This window comes from Planctomicrobium aquicomposti, from assembly GCF_051466325.1.
In the GTDB taxonomy this organism is placed as follows: Bacteria; Planctomycetota; Planctomycetia; order Planctomycetales; family Planctomycetaceae; genus Planctomicrobium.
The window spans coordinates 3,216,073-3,234,788 of sequence record NZ_CP195792.1 but is presented as its reverse complement, the minus strand read 5'-3'; the positions used below and the strand labels follow the sequence as shown (position 1 = coordinate 3,234,788).

The 18,716-nt window shown below is 59.1% G+C and carries 13 protein-coding genes; 6 read left to right on the top strand and 7 right to left on the bottom strand.

Annotated features, from left to right (window positions below):
- Positions 1 to 169 precede the first annotated feature (169 nt).
- The 6 genes from SH664x_RS12480 to SH664x_RS12455 all read right to left on the bottom strand — a co-directional run bounded on the left by SH664x_RS12480 (position 170) and on the right by SH664x_RS12455 (position 8,504).
- Positions 170 to 1,474 (bottom strand): citrate synthase, encoded by a 1,305-nt coding sequence (locus tag SH664x_RS12480; RefSeq protein ID WP_437201376.1) that lies wholly within the window; start codon positions 1,472 to 1,474, stop codon positions 170 to 172.
- A gap of 368 nt (positions 1,475 to 1,842) precedes the next feature.
- Positions 1,843 to 2,841 (bottom strand): quinolinate synthase NadA, encoded by a 999-nt coding sequence (gene nadA / locus SH664x_RS12475; RefSeq protein WP_437201374.1) that lies wholly within the window; start codon positions 2,839 to 2,841, stop codon positions 1,843 to 1,845.
- A gap of 400 nt (positions 2,842 to 3,241) precedes the next feature.
- Positions 3,242 to 4,630: a CARDB domain-containing protein gene (locus tag SH664x_RS12470; RefSeq protein WP_437201372.1), complete on the bottom strand. Its 1,389-nt coding sequence runs from the start codon at positions 4,628 to 4,630 to the stop codon at positions 3,242 to 3,244.
- Between the two features lie 314 nt (positions 4,631 to 4,944).
- The gene (locus SH664x_RS12465) at positions 4,945 to 6,546 is read right to left on the bottom strand and encodes a Gfo/Idh/MocA family protein (RefSeq protein ID WP_437201370.1); all 1,602 of its coding nucleotides are present in this window, start codon (positions 6,544 to 6,546) and stop codon (positions 4,945 to 4,947) included.
- Between the two features lie 414 nt (positions 6,547 to 6,960).
- Positions 6,961 to 7,665, bottom strand: coding sequence for an SMC-Scp complex subunit ScpB (gene scpB, locus SH664x_RS12460; protein ID WP_437201368.1), 705 nt, complete (start codon positions 7,663 to 7,665; stop codon positions 6,961 to 6,963).
- The gene (locus SH664x_RS12455) at positions 7,662 to 8,504 is read right to left on the bottom strand and encodes a hypothetical protein (protein ID WP_437201366.1); all 843 of its coding nucleotides are present in this window, start codon (positions 8,502 to 8,504) and stop codon (positions 7,662 to 7,664) included. Before SH664x_RS12455 ends, scpB begins: the two co-directional genes overlap by 4 nt.
- Before the next feature lie 485 nt (positions 8,505 to 8,989).
- Here SH664x_RS12455 and SH664x_RS12450 point away from each other — a divergent pair, with 485 nt between their 5' ends.
- The 5 genes from SH664x_RS12450 (at position 8,990) to SH664x_RS12430 (ending at position 16,637) form a co-directional block, all read left to right on the top strand.
- The gene (locus SH664x_RS12450; RefSeq protein ID WP_437201364.1) at positions 8,990 to 10,471 is read left to right on the top strand and encodes a 3-keto-disaccharide hydrolase; all 1,482 of its coding nucleotides are present in this window, start codon (positions 8,990 to 8,992) and stop codon (positions 10,469 to 10,471) included.
- A 159-nt stretch (positions 10,472 to 10,630) separates the two neighbouring features.
- A complete protein-coding gene (locus tag SH664x_RS12445; RefSeq protein ID WP_437201362.1) occupies positions 10,631 to 12,607 on the top strand; it encodes an ABC transporter substrate-binding protein in 1,977 nt (658 codons plus the stop codon).
- Positions 12,608 to 12,673: 66 nt separating this feature from the next.
- Positions 12,674 to 13,660 (top strand): ABC transporter permease, encoded by a 987-nt coding sequence (locus tag SH664x_RS12440; RefSeq protein ID WP_437201360.1) that lies wholly within the window; start codon positions 12,674 to 12,676, stop codon positions 13,658 to 13,660.
- Positions 13,657 to 14,793 (top strand): ABC transporter permease, encoded by a 1,137-nt coding sequence (locus SH664x_RS12435; RefSeq protein WP_437201358.1) that lies wholly within the window; start codon positions 13,657 to 13,659, stop codon positions 14,791 to 14,793. The genes SH664x_RS12440 and SH664x_RS12435 overlap by 4 nt, the downstream gene beginning before the upstream one ends.
- Before the next feature lie 542 nt (positions 14,794 to 15,335).
- Positions 15,336 to 16,637, top strand: coding sequence for a beta-ketoacyl-[acyl-carrier-protein] synthase family protein (locus SH664x_RS12430; RefSeq protein WP_437201356.1), 1,302 nt, complete (start codon positions 15,336 to 15,338; stop codon positions 16,635 to 16,637).
- Positions 16,638 to 16,927: 290 nt separating this feature from the next.
- Here SH664x_RS12430 and SH664x_RS12425 read toward each other — a convergent pair whose 3' ends face one another.
- Positions 16,928 to 17,287, bottom strand: a complete 360-nt coding sequence (locus tag SH664x_RS12425; protein ID WP_437201354.1) for a 2Fe-2S iron-sulfur cluster-binding protein — start codon at positions 17,285 to 17,287, stop codon at positions 16,928 to 16,930.
- A 453-nt stretch (positions 17,288 to 17,740) separates the two neighbouring features.
- Between SH664x_RS12425 and SH664x_RS12420 the strand changes: the two genes are divergently transcribed.
- A complete protein-coding gene (locus tag SH664x_RS12420; RefSeq protein ID WP_437207226.1) occupies positions 17,741 to 18,640 on the top strand; it encodes a UbiA-like polyprenyltransferase in 900 nt (299 codons plus the stop codon).
- Positions 18,641 to 18,716: the final 76 nt, after the last annotated feature.

Below are 18,716 nucleotides of genomic sequence, written 5' to 3'. Positions count from 1 at the left end.
CCGGATCTCTTGGGAGCGAGGCGAAAAAACAAGAACCAGCCTCCCACTCCGCAATTTCTGCGGTTTCATGGGGTGCTGGTTCACGGATTGAAGTCGAGTTGGCTGCGGTACTGCCCAAATTGAGTGCGAAAATGCAACCTTTTTTTGCAACTCCGCAGTTGGGCAGGTTTTAACCTCGCTGGGCGAGGGGGATAAACTCGCGTCGCGGAGAGCCGATGTAGATCTGGCGGGGACGCTGAATCTTCTGCTCGGAATCTTCCATCGATTCTTTCCACTGCGCGAGCCAGCCGGAGGCACGAGGAATCGCGAAGAGGACCGGGAACATGGTGACCGGCAGACCCATCGCCTGGTAGATCAGGCCCGAATAGAAGTCGACATTCGGATAGAGCTTCCGCTTGATGAAGTATTCGTCCTCCAGGGCAATTCGCTCGAGTTCGAGTGCCACATCCAGAAGCGGGCTGCGGCCAGTCACGGCAAAGACCTCGTCCGCACATTTCTTGATGATGCGGGCCCGCGGGTCGTAATTCTTGTAGACACGGTGGCCGAAGCCCATGAGCCGCATCTCACCTGCTTTGCAGCGTTTGACGTAATCGGCCACGTTCTTGACGCTGCCGATTTCTGCCAGCATTTTCAGAACGGCTTCGTTGGCACCGCCGTGGAGCGGACCATACAGGGCACCGGCGGCACCGGAGAGTGCCGAATAGGGATCGGCTTCCGAAGAACCAATGGCCCGCATCACGCTCGTCGAGCAGTTCTGCTCGTGGTCGGCGTGCAGGATGAAGAGCACGTCCAGCGCCCGGACCAGCGCCGGATGCGGCTTGTACTCGTTCCCGCTCATGCGGAACATCATCGCCAGAAAGTTTTCAGTGTACGAAAGATCGTTCTTCGGATGGTTGTACGGGTGCCCCTGGCTATGCCGGAACGAGCAGGCCGCGATGGTCGGCACCTTCGCGATCAGACGCTTGATCTGCACCCAGCGATTCGCCGGATCGGCGACTTTCTTCGCCTCGGGGTAAAACGTGGAGAGAGCGGCCACGGTGCTGATGAACATGCCCATCGGGTGGGCGTCGTAGCGGAACTCCTCCATCTGCCGCTTGATGTTCTCGTGCACCATCGTGTGATAACGGAGATCATCTTCCCAGGTCGCCAGCTGGTCGGCGGTCGGCAGTTCGCCGTGCAGCAGCAGGTAGGCCACTTCGAGGTAAGTGCTGTGCTCTGCCAGCTGCTCGATCGGATAGCCCCGGTATTCGAGAATTCCCGCATCGCCATCGATGAAGGTGACAGCACTTTTGCAGGCGGCTGTGTTGGTATAGCCCGGATCGTAGGTCATCAGGCCGAAGTCGGAATCCTGAACCTTGATCTGACGGAGATCGAGCGCGCGGATCGTCTCGTTTTCGATTGGAATTTCGTAGCTTTTGCCTGTGCGGTTGTCGGTAATGGTCAGCGTATTTGGCGTCACAGCTTGTAAATCCATCGATTGGGTCAGGACGGGGTGGCGGACCCATCATGACAAACAATTCCGATCGCTCAAGTCAGCAACCGATTTTCTGGAATTCCTAGTGTTTTTCCTCGCTCATCGTACCATTTGGACGGCCTTGACCGATTCACCGGAACGGGGGGAAATCCCCTCGGAAATCCCCAGGATCAGGCGGCCTGAATGCGATTTCACCAATGCCGCCGGGATCGTCTGTTGTCTGAGGAGCGGTTCTCCCGGGCGGGAATCGCACTTCTCACCCCAGGCCCGGGCTTTCTGAATTTTGCCTGACCGATTCATTCCACGCGAAGTGACGCTTCGCTCCATCGATATTCTCACCGTGCGAAGCTTGTGCAGAGCAATTGGTTCTACTTCAAAAGGCTCCGTTCGAGGACGTCGCGAGCCTGGGAGAAGTAGGGTTGCCAGAGGATTTCCGGCCGTCCGAATTTCAGACAGTCGCGGACCTTGGCCAGCGTATTGCGGGCCATGTGCGGGCAGCGGTTGCAGGCACAGGTTTCACCGCTGTCTGCCATGATTCCGGGAACCGGAATGTATTCGTGTTGCGGCGCGATCTGTTTAAGCGGATGAATCATGTTCGCTTCCGTGGCGACCAGAAATGTTTTCCGCTCGGGGAAGCTGGCGACGAACTGCCGCATTTTCTCTGTGCCGCCGGTGAAATCAGCCAGCTGCAGCAGATTTTGAGGACATTCCGGATGAGCCATGATCAGCGCACCGGGGTTATTGCGTTTGGCACGCATCAGATCCTGCAGGCTGAAGACCTCATGCACCATGCAGGAGCCGGGCCAAAGAATCATCGGGCGACCGGTCACCTCCATCAGATAACGGCCGAGATGCTGGTCCGGGACAAACAGGATCTCCTTGTCCGCGGGGAGTTTCTCGATGATCTCACGTGCGTTCCCGCTGGTGACGATCCAGTCGCAGAGACTTTTGACCGCAGCGGAGGTGTTGATGTAGGCGACGGTCAGGAAGTCGCGCCCCTGCCCGCGCAGCTCGTGCTGGAAAGCCGCCAGCTTCTCGGGTGGGCAACTGTCTGCAAGCGAGCAACCTGCCAGCAGATCGGGGAGCAACACTCGCTTATCCGGGCTGAGAATCTTCGTCGACTCGGCCATAAAGTGGACGCCAGCAAACACGATCGTGCTCTGGCTCACCTTAACCCCATCACGGGCGAGCTTGAGGGAGTCCCCCGTGTAGTCGGCAATATCCTGAATCTCACCGTCGACGTAGAAGTGCGCCAGGATGGCGGCATCCTTCTCGACCTTCAGGCGATCAATTTCTTCCATCAGATCCAGCGGGTCTTCATAGACCTCGGTGGATGCGTCGATGATCGGCAACATGCCCTGAGACATCGTGTTTCTCCCTTTTCTCCAGATTATATTGAGATTTGCGGCGGACGTCAGGGTTTTCCGTCCGGCAGACCTGGTTTTTCATTCGGAATCAGGAGAAGAGGCCGGGATCGGCCGATCGCCTGCGACCCATTGGGAGATGCGGAAGAATCCCTGGGGTGAAATTGTCACGGAGACGCAGGCTGTGAGTCCCCTGAAATGAGGAAGTTTCTGCGCTGCGGTTTCAGGATTCGGACTCCGCGCCGCTGCTGCCGCGGCGAGGACTTCGGGAATTTTGCATCACCGGTTCGACGGGAAGAGTCACGCGATTGATCGGGCAAGAATTCGTGCTGCGCGGGGAAAGAGCGGTGACACGGATTTTCCGCGCGTCTGCGGCGTGGAGCGGCGGAACAGCGTCACGGGGTTATGGCTGCTGAGCCATCCAGCGCTGTGTCGAATCGGAAACTGCTGCGGTGTTCGCGTTCCGGGTAGTGGCGTTCTGGCTGGGACGAATCGGAATCGTCAATTGGCGTGATTCTTTTTCTGTCCCCTGCATCGTCAGTGACGCCCGAAGCTGGGCGGATCCAATGTCGCGGGCCGTCGCTCGCAGGACCGCTCTCCGCGTTTCGCCCGGGGCGATCGACGCGATCTCATGCTGCACGAAGTCTCCGTAGCGATGCTGGAACTGTTCCGAGAGCCGCACGTACAGCGTGACGTTCGTCGCGGGAGCCGTGCCGACATTGGTCACTGAGAATGTCAACGAGAGGTTTTCCCCCTGCTGCAGCGCCTCCACGGGAGTCGAGGTCAGCTTGAGGAGCGGATACTTTGGTGTTTCGGGTGCTTTCGGCGTGGTGGCAATCACGGGGGCTGCCGGTGTGCGCACCTGAACCACGGCACCAATTCGTGACTGGGCGGTGACAGAGGTTTCAGAATGCCAGGTCGATGTCAGCTCCGGCTGGCAGGTGATTTCAAGTGTGTGCAGTTCACCGGGGTGCATCCGTTCAAAGTTCCACACCAGCTCATTGCCTTCGATTCCGGCAGCGGGCACGACGAAGGAAACCCGGTCGATCGCCGAGAGGTGCTCGCGGACGCAAACCTGTTCGAGCACGTCATCCGACTGATTGCGAAGCGTGATGCGGTAGACCAGTGGCCGGCCGGCGACAACATCTTCCGGAATCAGTTTCTGGACCGCTAATCCCAGTCCCCGAACGGACTCGTCGATCCCTTCCCCCAAGGGAATGGGAGAAGTGACAAGCGGGGTGATGTCCGCAGGCTGATTTCTATGAAACAGCACATAGGGTCGAAAGTCACTCACAGGCTCAGAGGAGCCCAGAGCCAGTTTCCACAGGTCCTGCCAGCGCCAATCATTGGTCGCGTTGAAACCGCGAGGCTTGGAGGCGATCGAGGCGACCGCTTCCTGATCCCACGGGTAAGGCAGCGAAGTTCCGACCATGTCCACCTGCAATTGGGGACCAGCAATGGCCGCAGGGATGGGGTTCGGGACATCAACAGGTGACACGGGGGGAGCGACCACCGGGGTCGTGGAAATCGCCTGAACCGGCTGAACGACAGGCGGAGTCACCGGAACATGTGCCGCCGCCTGAATTTTGGGATCGTGGATGAAAAACAGGAGGACAGCCAGCATGATGGCGACAACGCCGGCGAGTGAGCCAGCGGTCCAGACGGGGATGCGTCCGATCGCGCGTCGCAGGGCACGGGTCACAATGAGATTCTGCCGCGCATTCTGCAAAAAGAATGCAGCCACCTCAGGAAAGAGGTGTCGCGGTCGTAGAATTCTCGGTCTTCTGGGCACGGGGGGACTCCTTCCCTGGCGGGTGCTGGTCCGTCCAGCACACTCCTTCAATGGAGGGGAATAGCACATTTTACAAAATGCGGAAAGACCGATTAGAGCAGGTTGTTCTTTCAGGTTCCCGGGCCGCAAGCGTTTCGTGCGATGCCGTGCTCAGTTCCGCGTGAAGAGAACGGCGACATCCCAAAGCGAATCTGCTTGAGGAGCGGTGAGGGCTTCCCGCACCTGGGGAAGATGAAAACACCTTGAGCCTCTCCCGCAGCAGTTTCAGGCGCAAAAGAAAAGCCCCGGAAGTCCGGGGCTTTTGTCATTTGGAATCAGGCTTTGGCGGTCCCGATCACCTGTTCGTCCGTTTCCGGAGCCGCATCACTTTCGGGATCGAACCATTCGTCTTTGAACTCGATCCGTTTGGCGTGGGCCATGGCGAGGTTGGCGGTCAGGGCCATGATGGCATCGGCCATCGCGACCACCCCGTTACACCGCAGGCCCCCTTCTTTCGGCGGCAGCGGCTGGCCGTTCGGCCAGTAGTTGGGGCCCTGATTCCGGATGGCATAGCAGAAGTGCTCCATCTCTTCGCGGTAACCGCGGCTGACGTTGCTGGCCCAGTCCGAGCCGGTCGTTGTCTTCGGACCGGAGGTGGTCTCATAGGCTTCCAGAGCGGGGCCACCCCCAGAGGCGGAACCGGAAACGACCCACAACCGCTGATCGGGACCGCCTCCATTGCTGCCGCGGCCTTCTTCTTTCCACAGCATCGCTTCCTTTTCGGTCTTCATGAACAGCGTACCGCGGCTGCCGTACACGATTTCCCCGTAAGGTTCGAATTTGTTGGTGCTGATAGAGGAGTAGGTGACGATGCACTTGTCCCGACGACGATCCGGGTCTTTCGCATCATAGTGCTTCCCAGGGAACTCGAAGGTGACATAGATGCTGTCATCGACTTCGCGGTTGTCTTTCCACTTGTCGCTGGGGCCGACCCCTTCGATGCCGTAGAAGGTCTTGCCGCCGAAGCCATGCACGGCGATCGGATGCACTTTCCCCAGGAAGATACTGCAGGCATCCATCTGGTGGCTGCCGAGTTCCGCCATCAGGCCGCCGCCGGTTTCATTAAAGAGCCGCCAGTTGATCAGCTTGTCGAGGTCCTCGAAGCCAAAATCCTTCAGATTGGTCGACTTCAGGGCTTCGTCAGCCTTGGGGGTGTTCTTCAGCCAGCTGTCGCTGTTGGGGAAGCTGTTGTTGCGGTGCCACTGGGCACGGATGTATTTGATGTCGCCCAGCAGACCGTTCTTGACGAGGCTGTTCGCGTTATCATAGAGAACGCTGTAGTGGCGCTGATGGCCGACCGCGAGCAGCACGTTCTTTTCTCGCGCCTTGCGGATCATCTCCTTGCACTTGCCGACGGTGCGGGCCATCAGCTTCTCCGTGAGCACATGCAGACCGGCGTTCATGCAGTCGATCGCGATCGGTGCATGGGTCACAAGCGGAGTCGCAATGATGACCGCTTCGAGCTTCAGGCGGTCTGCATTTTCGAGGAGTTCCTTGTGACTGCTGAACCGCTCGATCTTGGAAACCTTTTCCATGCCAAGCACTTTGATCAGTCCTGGCCGGTCGGAGTTGCCATCACCGTGGAACGCGCGTTCGCGGTTCGACGGGCGAAGATCGGCGATCGCCACGATCTCCATGTAGTTTTCAGGGTGCTGACCCAGGAGAATGCTCCCCTCGTCGCCGGTGCCGATGAACGCGACGCGAACCTTTTCGCCACCCAGATCGTTGTACCCGAAATAGACGGCCCCCATCCCGAGTCCCGCAGCAGCGGCGGCTTTCAGGGCATCGCGGCGGGTCACATCATTGGATGTCGTAACGTCGACAACATTGGAAAAGTTTTCCTTGCCGATCTTTTCCTGTTCAGGAGTGAGAGCCATCGCAGATCCTTATCGCAAAAAACGAACCGCGCGAACCGGGTGCTCGCGGTGAATGGAAATTGGGTCTGTATACGGAATTATCGCAGGCAGGCAGGGGCAGTTGCAGCAAAAAATGGGGAATTTCAGACAGTCCAGCGTACCAAACGGCGGCGCAGCGACAACTCTAGGGCCCATTTTCACCCGAATTCTTGTCCGGCAAAGCTTCTGGGCGCCCGCAACGTCCATCAGGGGCTTTTGCGGTCGGCACGCTGGTCCGGCTGCTTGAAGTTCCGGAAAAGTAGTGGCGCGCCAGCTGGAGCAGGTTGCTCTTTCCAGTGCCCGCGTAGCACGCGTGTCGTGTGATGAAATGTTCAGTTCCGCGTGACAAGACGAGCAGATCAAAAAACAAATTGCTCTCAGGAGCGAAACTGCGGGTCAGGCTGCGTTCGCTTCGGGGGCGGAGGAAGCAGGCTGAGCCGCGGGACGCTTCCGCATCCGTTCCGACATTGGCAGCTCATCCAGGGAGCTCAGTCCGAACATTTCCAGGAACTGCCGCGTTGTCCCATACAGATAGGGCCGACCGAGTGAATCATCCTCTCCTGTCACCCGGATCAGATTTCGCTCCAGCAGCTGTTTGATAATCTCAGCCGCCTGCACACCCCGGACGGCTTCCACGTCCGCACGCGTACAGGGTTGCCGATAAGCAATGATGGAGAGCGTCTCGAGCATGGGAGGAGAGAGCTTGAGCTGCGACTGGCGTTGATGGACGCGATCGAGCCAACTGGCCAGTTGCGGTCGAGTCAGCAGCTGGAACCCGGCAGCGACCTTCTCAATGCGAAACGCGGAATGCTCGGCATCGTAAGCGGCGTTTAACTGTTCGACGAGTTGTGATGCTTCCCGGGCATCTTCGAGCGTCGCGACCTGAGCCAGGCGTTTGGCAGTCATCGCTCCGTCAGCGACGAAAAGGGCCGCTTCCAGGCGGGCCAGCTTGGGGCTCCGGCTAAACGCAGAGTCTGCTGCTTCAATTCGCTTTGACGCGGTTCGTCCCCGCAGCCATCGCCAGTGAAAGCCATTCGACAGGGGCTTGGCAGAACTGAGCCCGGGGCTTCCTGCACTGGGGAAACTTCTCTGCGGGATCATCGGAACCGGTTCTCGGCGAATGAGCTGTTGCCACTGGGGGGCGGGAAGTTCGAGGCCCCGAACCGCTGTCGCAGCCATTGATCCACCTGGTTCAGCACTTTGGAGACTGCCTGCAGTGGATCTTCTGCCTCTGCCTCGAACCGGTGTGTCACGTGGGGGGCATCGTGAGGGGTGTAGACGCAGACGAACAGAAATTGACCTTCCGTCGATCCGGCTTCCACGTGGTACTTCTCAATTCCCAGTTCTGCGAGTCGGAGCGAAGCCTGACGCCAGGTCAGTTGCGAGACCGGTTCGTGTGACGGTCGAAGACTGTTCGGAGAAAGTGGGATGTCCTGCGCGAATCCGGTTTTCGCAGAAGGTGCGAGTGCAAATCGATCATGCGGCGGCGCATCCGACCGAGGCGGTTCCCCATTCAGATGGTACTCAGGAGTTCCTGCTGCCGGAGCTTGCGCCCATGCGGGATAAGAACCTGCGGACGCCTGCTGCTGAAACGCAGGTTCGGTGCGGGCCGACGGGGAGTCCGTCAGGGCGTGGCTGTACTGGGAAGAGCCCAGAGAGGTTCCGCGATCATCCCGGGGGATCGGTGTAGAACGAGCTGTCGCCGGCGCGCCGAATGCCGGTGCGTCATCGACGATTGCGGTCTGTTCCATGTTCTTGTCGAGGCTGCGGAGATCATGCCAGCTGTCCGCTTCACGGGAACCGCGAAACAATTTGCTCCGCTCTGTCGAGGCGATGACCTGGCTCAGTGGGGGAACCCCGAAGATGGCCATCAGGGCAGCGGCAGACAAAGGGACAGAGAGCATCAGTGTCGCCAGAAAACTGCCGATTTTCGCTCCCATACTCACGATCCTCCATGAATGACGCGGCCGTGCTCAGCGTTGCCAGTCGGAGTGGGAATTCCCGGTGCGACACCGCATCCGGCAGTGTCGACAGTCGGGGACCCAGCTTCGGACCAGGACCCGCGAAAGGACAAACTCCTTCGCGGGTCGGGAAGAGCGGCGGGAGCATAAATGAGTTTTGAGAAACAGCACAATCTCAATTTCGGCAACATTTGCCGGTTCGTTTTGCGTCAGGCGCACAAGCGTTCCATGAAGGGGTGATAGCGATGCATTTCAACATTGGACGGAGCCGACTCCTCGGGTGAGCACCGGGGCCACTCTGCGCAAGGGGACACGTCGGCGTCGACAGTCGGACTGTCCAATGGCCGCGTGCTGCGCCACCTTCATTGAGTCGCAAAACTCACATTGCTTCGGTAGTCTGGGGCCATTGCTGGAATTCCCATGCCAGTAGCCTTCCCACCCCTGACTCGCCTACAGGATCATCCATGAAATTGAAGTCGTTCGCGTTGATTGGAGCACTTCTCTGCACTCCTGCCGTGCACGCCGCAGACAACTCTCCTCCCCCCGGTTTTCGGAGCCTGTTCAACGGAAAGGACTTCACTGGCTGGTACGGCATGGAGGGAAATCCCAAGTCCCTCAGCCTGTCGGAAGAAGAACTGGCACCCAAGAAGGCCAAGTGGGCGGAAGAAGTTCAGAAGATCTGGCGCGTCGAAGATGGGGTGCTGGTCAATGAAGGGGTGGGCGCCTACCTGACGACCAACGATTCCTTCAGCGACTTCGAACTGCTCGTTGACTACAAGACGGTTCCCCTGGCTGACAGCGGGATCTATCTGAAATGGTCCCCGCAGGTCCAGATCTGGGATTATACCAAAGAAGGGGGCCGGGCCGATCTGGGCGCGCTCCTGGGATCGGGCGGTCTGTGGAACAACTCCAAGGGGGCTCCCGGGAAAGATCCGCTCGTACTGGCGGATAAGCCGTTCGGCGAATGGAATACGTTCCGGATCATTCAGCTGGGACAGCGGACCAGCATCTGGCTGAACGACAAACTGGTGGTCGATCATGCCCTGATGGAGAACTACTGGAACCGGGGGACTCCCCTGCCCTACAAGGGTCAGATCCAGCTCCAGACTCACGCACCCAACAAGCCCAAGCCGGGAATGGCTGCTCCGCCATCGACCCCCGTGTACTGGAAGAACATCTACGTTCGTGAAATTCCGGCCGATGAAGCCAACGCCTTGCTGACGAAGTGGTCCGGCGAGGGATTCACCTCCCTCTTCAATGGTAAGGATCTGAAAGGCTGGACCGGAGCGACCGACAGCTGTGAAGTGGTTGACGGCGTCATCCGCTGGTTGCCCAAGAAGAGCGGTGTGCTGCACACTGAGAAAGAGTACAGCGATTTTAAAGCGCGTCTGGAGTTCAAGCTTCCTCCCGCTGGTAACAACGGACTGGCCATTCGCTATCCCGGCGAAGGAAACACGTCTTACACCGGAATGTGCGAGCTGCAGATCCTCGATACCGAGCATGAGAAGTACGCCACAATCGACCCCCGGCAGGCTCACGGTTCGGTCTATGGCATGATTCCGGCCGTGCGGGGTTACCTCCGCCCGACAGGTGAATGGAACTTCCAGGAAGTGACCGTGCAGGGGCCACGCATCATCGTGGAGCTGAACGGGTCCGTGATTCTGGATGGCGACGTCAGCAAGGTGACGGAGTTCATGAAAGATACTCCGCACCCGGGGAAGGATCGGACTCAAGGGTATTTCGGATTTGCCGGACACAGCGACCCGGTCGAGTTCCGTCAGATTGCGATCAAAGAGCTCTCTCCCGCTGACGCCGCTCCCGCCGTGGAAGCCAAGCCGATGAAGAAGGAAAAGCCGGCCAAGGCCGAGAAGGCGGCCAAGGGTGAAAAGGCTGAGACTTCCGAAAAGAAACCGAAAGGCGAAAAGGCTCCCAAGGCGGCTAAGTAGTTTCAGGCAGTTCACACACGCCCGGCGACGACAGTTCCCGCTGTTTCTCATTCCAGCGAAGCTGTTTCAGCCGGGCGGCGCTGTTTCCCGACAATGAGGCGAAACGCTTCCCTGAAATGCACTTGTTGCTGCAGGGCCAGTGTGCCAGAATCGCCGCAAATGTCCGGCTCGACACCGTGTAATGAACAGGATGTCAAACTGATGATGGGATGTCTCCCCGCTTCTTCCTCGTCTCGCGTGGCTCGGCAGATTTCCCTGCCCTTCTTGTTTGCCCTGATGTTGCTGCTGCCGGGGTGTCCCAAGGGACCGGGGAATGCCGCGACCGGCGAGTTGGAGATGAGCACGCTGCTGAAGCCGTTCGATCCGCCGACGCTGGAAGAATTGAATGCCAAAGCCGAGTGGGAAGATCAGCCGGTGCTGGATGGACTGGAGGAATACCGGGCTTTCAAGGCCAAGCATCCGCCGTTGGTCAGCATGGCGGAAGCGCTGAAGCTCAGGAACGACTCTGCTGAGAACAACGAAAAAATCCTGACCGGTCTGGGCCAGCCCTACGCGAATGAAAGCGAGATGAAACAGAATGCAACGATCAATCGCTTGATCCGCGGAGACATCAACAGCACCAACGGCCTGCTGGCACAGTCCACCTCGGACTTCGATGTGATTGGCATGACCGGCATGGGCTTCTTCAGCTTTGACTGGAACCTGAAGCCCTTCGCCTCAAAAGACACCGTGGTGTCGTGGCAGACCAGCAAGGACAAGCTCTACGACAAGGTTGTCATCCGGAAGGATCTGGTCTGGTCCGACGGCCGGCCAATCACCGCGCACGATGTCGCTTTCTCCTTTCGGGTGATCATGAACCCCGATGTGAAAATTCCGGCCGTCCGCTCCGGCATGGAAACCATCCTGGGAGTGGTGGCCTACGACGACTACACCTTTGTGATCTTTCACAAGGAATCTCTGGCGACCAACGTCTGGAACTGCAACTTCCCGATCATTCCCAAACACATCTATGAAGTGTCGTTGCGGGAAGATCCCACCATGGTCGACTCGCGTCGCCACCAGGAACTGGAAGCGAATCCGGTCGTCGGCGGTCCCTATAAAGTGGTCAAGCGGGTCAAAGGGCAGGAGATCATTCTGCAGCGGCGCGAAGACTATTATATGTACGGCGGGAAGCAGGTCCGGTCCAAGCCGAACTTTGAACAGGTACGCTTTCGCGTGATTGAAGACTCGACGACCGCCCTGCTGGCGCTGAACCGGGGCCAGGTCGACGATATGACCCTGCAGCCCCAGCAATGGGTGGAGAAGACGATCGACGACTCCTTCTACGAGCGGAACACGAAAGTCCGCGGCGAGGAGTGGACCTTCTTTTTCTTCGGCTGGAACCTGAAGCGTCCCTATTTCACCGATGTCCGCGTCCGCAAGGCGATGTCAAACGCCGTCAACTACGACTACATCCTGAAAACGCTCTGTTACGACCTGTATCCCCAGTGTTCCAGCGACTTCCATCCGGGATCATGGTGGGGACCGATCAAGCCCCGGACTCCCTACAAGCAGGATTTGGAGCAAGCGGCGCGGCTGCTGGATGAAGCGGGCTGGAAAGATACCGACGGCGATGGTATTCGGGACAAGGAGATCAACGGTCGAAAAACCCCGTTCGAATTCAGCATTATCACTTCTAATGATCAGCTGCGGATCGATATTTGCGCCTCGCTGGCCGGGAGCCTGAGTCAGCTGGGGATTGTCTGCCATGTGCAGCCGGTCGAATTCACCGTGATGCAGCAGCGTCTGCAGGACCACGAGTTCGATGCGAACTTCGGAGGCTGGGGTACCGGCACCGATCCGTCGACCTCTTCGAACATCTGGAAAACGGGTGAAGACCGGAACTACGGCCAATATTCCAATGCCCGTGTCGATGAACTGTTCGAACTGGGACGCACCGAACTCGTGCAGGAGAAGCGCGCCGTTTATTACCGGGAGATCGATGACATCCTGTGGGAAGATCAGCCCTATACCTGGCTGTACTACCGCAGCGGGTTCTACGCGTTCAACAAGAACCTGCGGGGCTATATGTTCAGCCCTCGCGGTCCGTTCCACTATAGTCCCGGCTTCGACGCCGTTTGGCCTGCGGCTCAGTAAGCCCGACGTTCTGTCTCACACGATCCGACTGATACTCTTGTAGATGTGCACTGACTGGCCGGCCACATGCTGACTTATCTCGTTCGTCGACTGGCCATCGGGGCGTTTACGCTGCTGTTGATCACCTTCGTGATCTTTGGACTGATCCGCAGCATGCCCGGAACGCCGCTGACGGTCAATATGGCGGAGCAGGATCCTTCGATGATGATGTCGAAGGATCGGATCAAGCAACTTGAGAAATCGTACGGGTTGGACAAACCCTGGCCAGAGGCCTATGTCCACTGGCTGGGGAACCTCTTTCAGGGAGACCTGGGGCGTTCGTTCTCCCGAAAGAAGCCGGTGGCGGAGATCATCGGCGAGCGGATCGGGCCGACCTTGCTGCTGTCGGTTCCGTCGCTCGTCATGGCCTACCTGATGGCGATTCCACTGGGGCTCTACTGCAGTGCCCGTTCCGGCCGGGCCGATGAGCGCGTGATCAGCGTGCTGCTGTACATGCTGTACTCGTTTCCGGGATTCGTGGCGGCGCTGTTTCTGCAGCTGTATTTTGCAGTCCATCTGGAGTGGCTGCCCCTCTTCGGCATGAAGGGTGACAACTACGAAGAGCTCTCGACACTGGGCAAGACGATCGATCTGTTCAAGCATGCGATTCTGCCGGTCACGGTCTATACCTATGGCGGACTCGCTTACGATGCCCGCTTCATTCACGCCAATATGCAGGAAGTTCTGCGGCAGGATTACATCCGGACCGCGCGGGCCAAGGGGCTGGGACCGGTGCGTGTGATCTGGCATCATGCCTTCCGGAATACACTGATTCCACTGATGACCCAGCTGGGGCTGACGCTCCCCGGGCTGCTGAGCGGCTCGGTGATCGTCGAACAGATCTTCACCTGGCCGGGGATGGGGCGGCAGTTTTTCGAATCGATCACCGAACGTGATTATCCTACCGTCATGGGATTGACGTTGATGTTTTCCATTCTGACGCTGGCCGCACAGCTGCTGGCGGACGTGCTGTATGCCGTTGTTGATCCCCGAGTGCGACTGGACCAGAAATGAACACGGTTCCACCGCAGAAAAATGAAACCACGACCGAGCCGTCGACTCCGGCCGTGACTCGCAGAACCTTGCCGAAGTCACCGGGATTCTGGCGCGAATCCTGGCAGCGGTTCCGCCAGCGCAAGCTGGCGCTGCTGGCCTTGCTTCTCGTCTGTGCACTGGGGGTGGTCGCACTGCTGGCCCCCCTCATTGTCGGGACCAAGCCGATCGTCTGCCGTTATCAGGGGAAGACCTATTTTCCCTTTCTGGGATACTATAGCCCGCGCTGGGAATCGACGTTTGCGAGCGCCCCGTTCTACAAACGCTATCCGCAGGTCCTTAAACAGCAGGACTCCCAAGGTTGGGCGATCTGGCCGTTGCAATTCAATGATCCGGAACGGACGGTCGACGAGAACGAATGGCCGGGCCGTCCCGCGAATCCCCGGAGCGGTCCGCCGACTTCGCAGAACTGGTTCGGGACTGATTCCCGTGGCGTCGATGTCTTTGCCCAGATGGTGCATGGAACACGCACGGCGTTGCTGGTCGGCTTTTTCTCCGTCGGCATCTCGGCACTGATCGGGATCACGGTGGGAGCACTCGCCGGCTACTTCGGCGGGTGGGTCGATGTCGTTCTCAGCCGGATCATCGAAGTCGTGATGTGCGTCCCGACGCTGATTCTGATCCTGGCACTCATCGCCGTGATCGAACACCCGACTCTCTGGCATATGATGGCGGTGATTGGTGCCACCAGCTGGACAGGCATTGCCCGCTTAACGCGGGGAGAGTTCCTGAAGCTGAAGAATATGGACTATGTCGCGGCGGCCAAGGTGCTCGGGGCCAGTTCCGGGCGCATTATCTTCCGCTACCTGCTCCCGAACTCGCTGGCGCCGATTCTGGTGCCGATCACATTCGGCATCGCGAGCGCGATTCTGATCGAGACCTCCCTGAGTTACATCGGCTTTGGTGCTCCTCCCCCCACTCCCAGCTGGGGACGGCTGTTGCGATCAGGACAGGCCAATTACCAGAACTGGTGGCTGATTCTTTATCCCGGTCTGGCCATCTTTCTGACGGTTCTGGCCTATAACCTGATCGGCGAAGGGGTGCAGGAGTCGACCGATCCGCGTCTGCGCGAGGGGGGACGCGGAGGGAAGTAGCCCCGTTCAACCTGACTGGAATCGACGTCGGCCGATCTGACTAACGATTGGCTCAACGGTCGAGCTTGTCAGAGGTTATGGAAATCCGGCTCTCGGGTCGCCAGGGATTGCGGTGAAATTGTGCGGTTCCGTCGCGCCCGCTTGCGGGAATCCGGAATCCTCGCGGGCGAATTCTGTCCAGCTTTTGCCGGTTTTCAGCCGACGCAACAACCCTGACGGAGCGAGTTCCCGATCAGGAAGTTGAACGGAAAGGGGCGAGCAGGCAATTAAGACTTGGCAGAACCGGCTGCAAATTGCCACAATAGGCCTGCTGCTTGCGAGGGGTCGCAAACAGCACATGCGGTGCAGTCAGGGCACCGACCAGACGTTTCATCACTGAGAAACATGTTGGCTCGAGGTCGACACGTTTTCGCAGGCGCCGGGTTTCGTGGAGAACTCGCGTCGCCCTTCCGCATCCATTCTGCATACAATCTTCGCGGAATGACTCTCCACTGAAAGGCGGAATGCGGGTCTTGGTGATAAGGCCCGGATTGTGAATGATAATGAGTGCAGATCAAAACCAACGGCGTATCGTCATTACGGGTCTGGGCATCTTTTCACCGATCGGAGTCGGTCGGGAGGCCTTCTGGAAGCGGCTGGCGGCTGGGGAATCCGGCATTGTCAAAACGGCTTCCAGCCAGAATCCCGCTCCTCCGGGTCATGTCGGCGGAGAAGTTGTCGAGTTCACTGAGGAGTCCGCCAAGAAGGACTACCTGAAGAGCCAGCGCAAGAGCATCAAGGTGATGTGCCGCGAGGTGCAGCTGGGGGCTGCCGCTGCGTTGCAGGCCCTGGATGACTCCGGTCTCGATCTTTCGGCCCTGCAGCACGACCGGGTCGGCGTCGAGTATGGCGCAAACCTGATGCTCTTCAGCCCGGAGTCGCTCGCCGATCCGTGCGGCGTCTGCCGGAACGAGTCGGGCGAATTTCAGATTACGAAGTGGGGGGATGCCGGCATCGGCGCGATGGAGCCCCTGTGGATGCTCCGCTACCTCCCCAACATGCCTGCCTGCCACATCGCGATCTTCACCGACGCCCGTGGCCCGAATAACTCGGTCACGCTCGATGAAGCCTCTCCAGGGGTGGCACTGACCGAAGCGTTCAACATTATGAAGCGGGGTGCCGCGGACGTGATGCTGGTCGGTGGAACGGGAACGAGGATTCATTCCGTGCGTGCGATCCATGCCCGGCTGTACGACGACCTCGCCTACGATGAGGAGAACCCGACTGCCAGCTGCAAGCCGTTCGACCAGCGGCGTTCAGGGCAGGTCCTCTCCGAAGGGGCGGCCTGTCTGGTGCTGGAAGAAGAAGCACACGCCAAGGCCCGTGGTGCGAAAATCCTCGGAACACTGCTGGGCGGTGGTTCATCGTGCGTCGCCGCTCCCGATGGAACCGCCGATGTGAAGCAGGCGGTGCTGAACTCGGCTCGCAGCGCACTGCGTCGGGCGGGTCTCCAGGCGTCCGATCTGGGGCACATCAACGCACACGGAATCGCCACGGCAGAAGGGGATCGCGCGGAAGCCGAAGCGATTCGCATTCTGACCGAGGGGGCCAATGTCCCGGTCACCGGCCTGAAGGGGTACTTCGGAAATGCCGGAGCCTCGACCGGATTTTTCGAGATCATCGCCTCACTGCTCTCATTGCAGCAGGGGGAAATCCCCCGGACTCTGAATTGCCGGACCCCGGACGGGTCACTGAAACTGAATCTGGTGGGGGATCAGACGGTCCCGACGAGCAACAAGCGTTTTTTGAGCGTGAACTTTACCCGGGCTGGTCAGGCCAGCGCGGTGGTCCTCGAAGGGGTCTGAGGAAGAGGCTCCACTCACCGCGAGCGGGTGTCGGTGCTCTGTCGCAGACTGCCGATATTATGATCGGTCCAGGGAGTCTTTCGTCCGAAAACGCGCGCCGCCGCACGGGCCCTCAGCCAGACGGGGGGCGTGAAAATGCGAACCGCCCGGACTCATTTGCCCGGGCGGTGTCCATAACCAAGTCTTTTGACTTTGAATGACCCGTTCTCTCCACGCGGATGGGGGCGTTTCTCCCGACGAAATGCATGACGAAACGCATCCTGCACGGGACTGGGAGAGAGCAACCTGCTCTACCCTTTCGCGACCCACTGGGGAGGCGGCTGAATCTCGGCGGCCACCGGGCTGCCGGCATCTTTTCGCCCGCTTCCCTCGAAGCGGCTGATGGCCCGCACCGTCATGTCGTGATTGCAGGCGATCTGACAGCTGAGCCGGATTCCCGTGAGTCCGCGAGCGGCCAAAAGATCGCGCTCGGCAACGGTCATTTCGCTCGGTTCCCCGGCAATGAATTCCACGCGGCAGGTGGTGCAGCGGGCATTCCCTCCGCAGGCGTGCAGCTGGTCGATCCCGGCGTCTTCAGTTAAAGCCAGGACAAGGCGTTTCCCGGCGGGGACTTCAACAGGCTCTCGACCTTCCACGGTCAATTTCGGCATCGTGTCGACTTTCTTGGCAATCAACCTGGGAACAGCAACCTGGGGTGCAATGGACTTGTTCGTATTAGAGCAGGTTGCACTGTCGTGTGCCCGCGCAGCCTGTGTCTCGATCGGGAAAAAGCGGAACTGCGCGCCATCTGTCCCGGCAGATCAGCTCTCAGAATGTTCCTGGATCGGCTGTCCCGCGCGCCTGTGACTCGGAATCGCGGTCGTCACGGATCAGCGTCTCATTGTCGAACCGGTTGACTGCCAGCTAATCTGTCCCGGTGGAACGGGCTTCTGGCATCGGACTGCGAGCCGTTGGCCGCGCTCGGTTTGGAGAAGACCGTTTCCGTTCTGTCGGAAACCTCCGGAAATTTCCTGCCCCATCCAGTGAGATTGCGGTCAGGGCTGGGGATGGCGACTCTGTCACCCTGTGCGAACACCTTCAAGAGCCACCTGCTCAAACGATTCATGAATGCAGTGATTGAAACGACACCCGTGAGTTTCTGGCAGCGCGTCCGGCAGTTCCTGGAATTGATCCGCTTCAGCCACACCGTCTTCGCACTTCCCTTTGCGCTGCTGTCAGCGCTCCTGGCCTGGCGTGAAGTCGGCTTTGATTGGAAGCAGCTGGCCGGAATTCTGCTCTGCATGGTGTTTGCCCGTTCGGCTGCGATGGCATTCAATCGGATTGTTGACCGTAAGTTCGACGCCCGCAATCCTCGTACGGCGCAGCGGCACCTGCCTGCCGGAAAACTTTCCCTGCAAATGGTGCTGGTTTTCACGCTCGTCTGTGTGGTCGGGTTCGTCCTCTCGACACTGCTGTTCCTCCCGAATCGGTGGCCCCTTTGGCTCTCGGTCCCGGTGCTGCTGTTTCTGCTCGGATATTCTTACGCCAAGCGGTTTACGAGTTTCTGCCACTACTGGCTGAGCGCTGCCCTGATGCTCAGTCCGCTCGCGGCGTGGATTGCGATTACCGGTGGGCTCAGCTGGGTTCCAGTGTGGCTGGCTGCGGCGATCTTCTTCTGGGTCGGGGGCTTCGACATTCTGTACGCACTGCAGGACGTTGAGGTCGACCGGCAACTGGGGCTGAATTCCATACCGGTCAGACTGGGAGCGAAAAACTCCCTGCGGGTCGCCTTTGCCAGCCATTTGCTGACGATGCTCTGTCTGCTGGCGTTCTGGAAAGTTTCCGGGCTGGGGCTGCTGTTTCTGGCCGCGGTGGTGATCGTCGGTCTGCTGCTCATCTATGAACATCTGCTGGTCAAGCCGGATGACCTGAGCCGGATCAACGTGGCGTTCTTTAATATCAACGCGTTGATCAGTCTCGGTTTGTTTGCGGTGGGAGCGATTGACCTCTGGTGGATGCGGTAACAAGTGCGCTCCCTATCGCACCGGGCGCACGACAAAAGCCCTCCCGGGTCGCAGACCACGGAAGGGCTGTCTTTAG

Excerpts from the sequence above, each read along its gene's own strand:
- scpB (WP_437201368.1), bottom strand. The coding sequence starts at position 7,665 with ATGATCCCGCAGAGAAGTTTCCCCAGTGCAGGAAGCCCCGGGCTCAGT.
- SH664x_RS12440 (WP_437201360.1), top strand. The coding sequence starts at position 12,674 with ATGCTGACTTATCTCGTTCGTCGACTGGCCATCGGGGCGTTTACGCTG.
- SH664x_RS12455 (WP_437201366.1), bottom strand. The coding sequence starts at position 8,504 with ATGGGAGCGAAAATCGGCAGTTTTCTGGCGACACTGATGCTCTCTGTC.
- SH664x_RS12465 (WP_437201370.1), bottom strand. The coding sequence starts at position 6,546 with ATGGCTCTCACTCCTGAACAGGAAAAGATCGGCAAGGAAAACTTTTCC.
- SH664x_RS12445 (WP_437201362.1), top strand. The coding sequence starts at position 10,631 with ATGTCCGGCTCGACACCGTGTAATGAACAGGATGTCAAACTGATGATG.
- SH664x_RS12430 (WP_437201356.1), top strand. The coding sequence starts at position 15,336 with ATGAGTGCAGATCAAAACCAACGGCGTATCGTCATTACGGGTCTGGGC.
- SH664x_RS12450 (WP_437201364.1), top strand. The coding sequence starts at position 8,990 with ATGAAATTGAAGTCGTTCGCGTTGATTGGAGCACTTCTCTGCACTCCT.
- SH664x_RS12435 (WP_437201358.1), top strand. The coding sequence starts at position 13,657 with ATGAACACGGTTCCACCGCAGAAAAATGAAACCACGACCGAGCCGTCG.
- nadA (WP_437201374.1), bottom strand. The coding sequence starts at position 2,841 with ATGTCTCAGGGCATGTTGCCGATCATCGACGCATCCACCGAGGTCTAT.
- SH664x_RS12425 (WP_437201354.1), bottom strand. The coding sequence starts at position 17,287 with ATGCCGAAATTGACCGTGGAAGGTCGAGAGCCTGTTGAAGTCCCCGCC.
- SH664x_RS12420 (WP_437207226.1), top strand. The coding sequence starts at position 17,741 with ATGAATGCAGTGATTGAAACGACACCCGTGAGTTTCTGGCAGCGCGTC.
- SH664x_RS12480 (WP_437201376.1), bottom strand. The coding sequence starts at position 1,474 with ATGGATTTACAAGCTGTGACGCCAAATACGCTGACCATTACCGACAAC.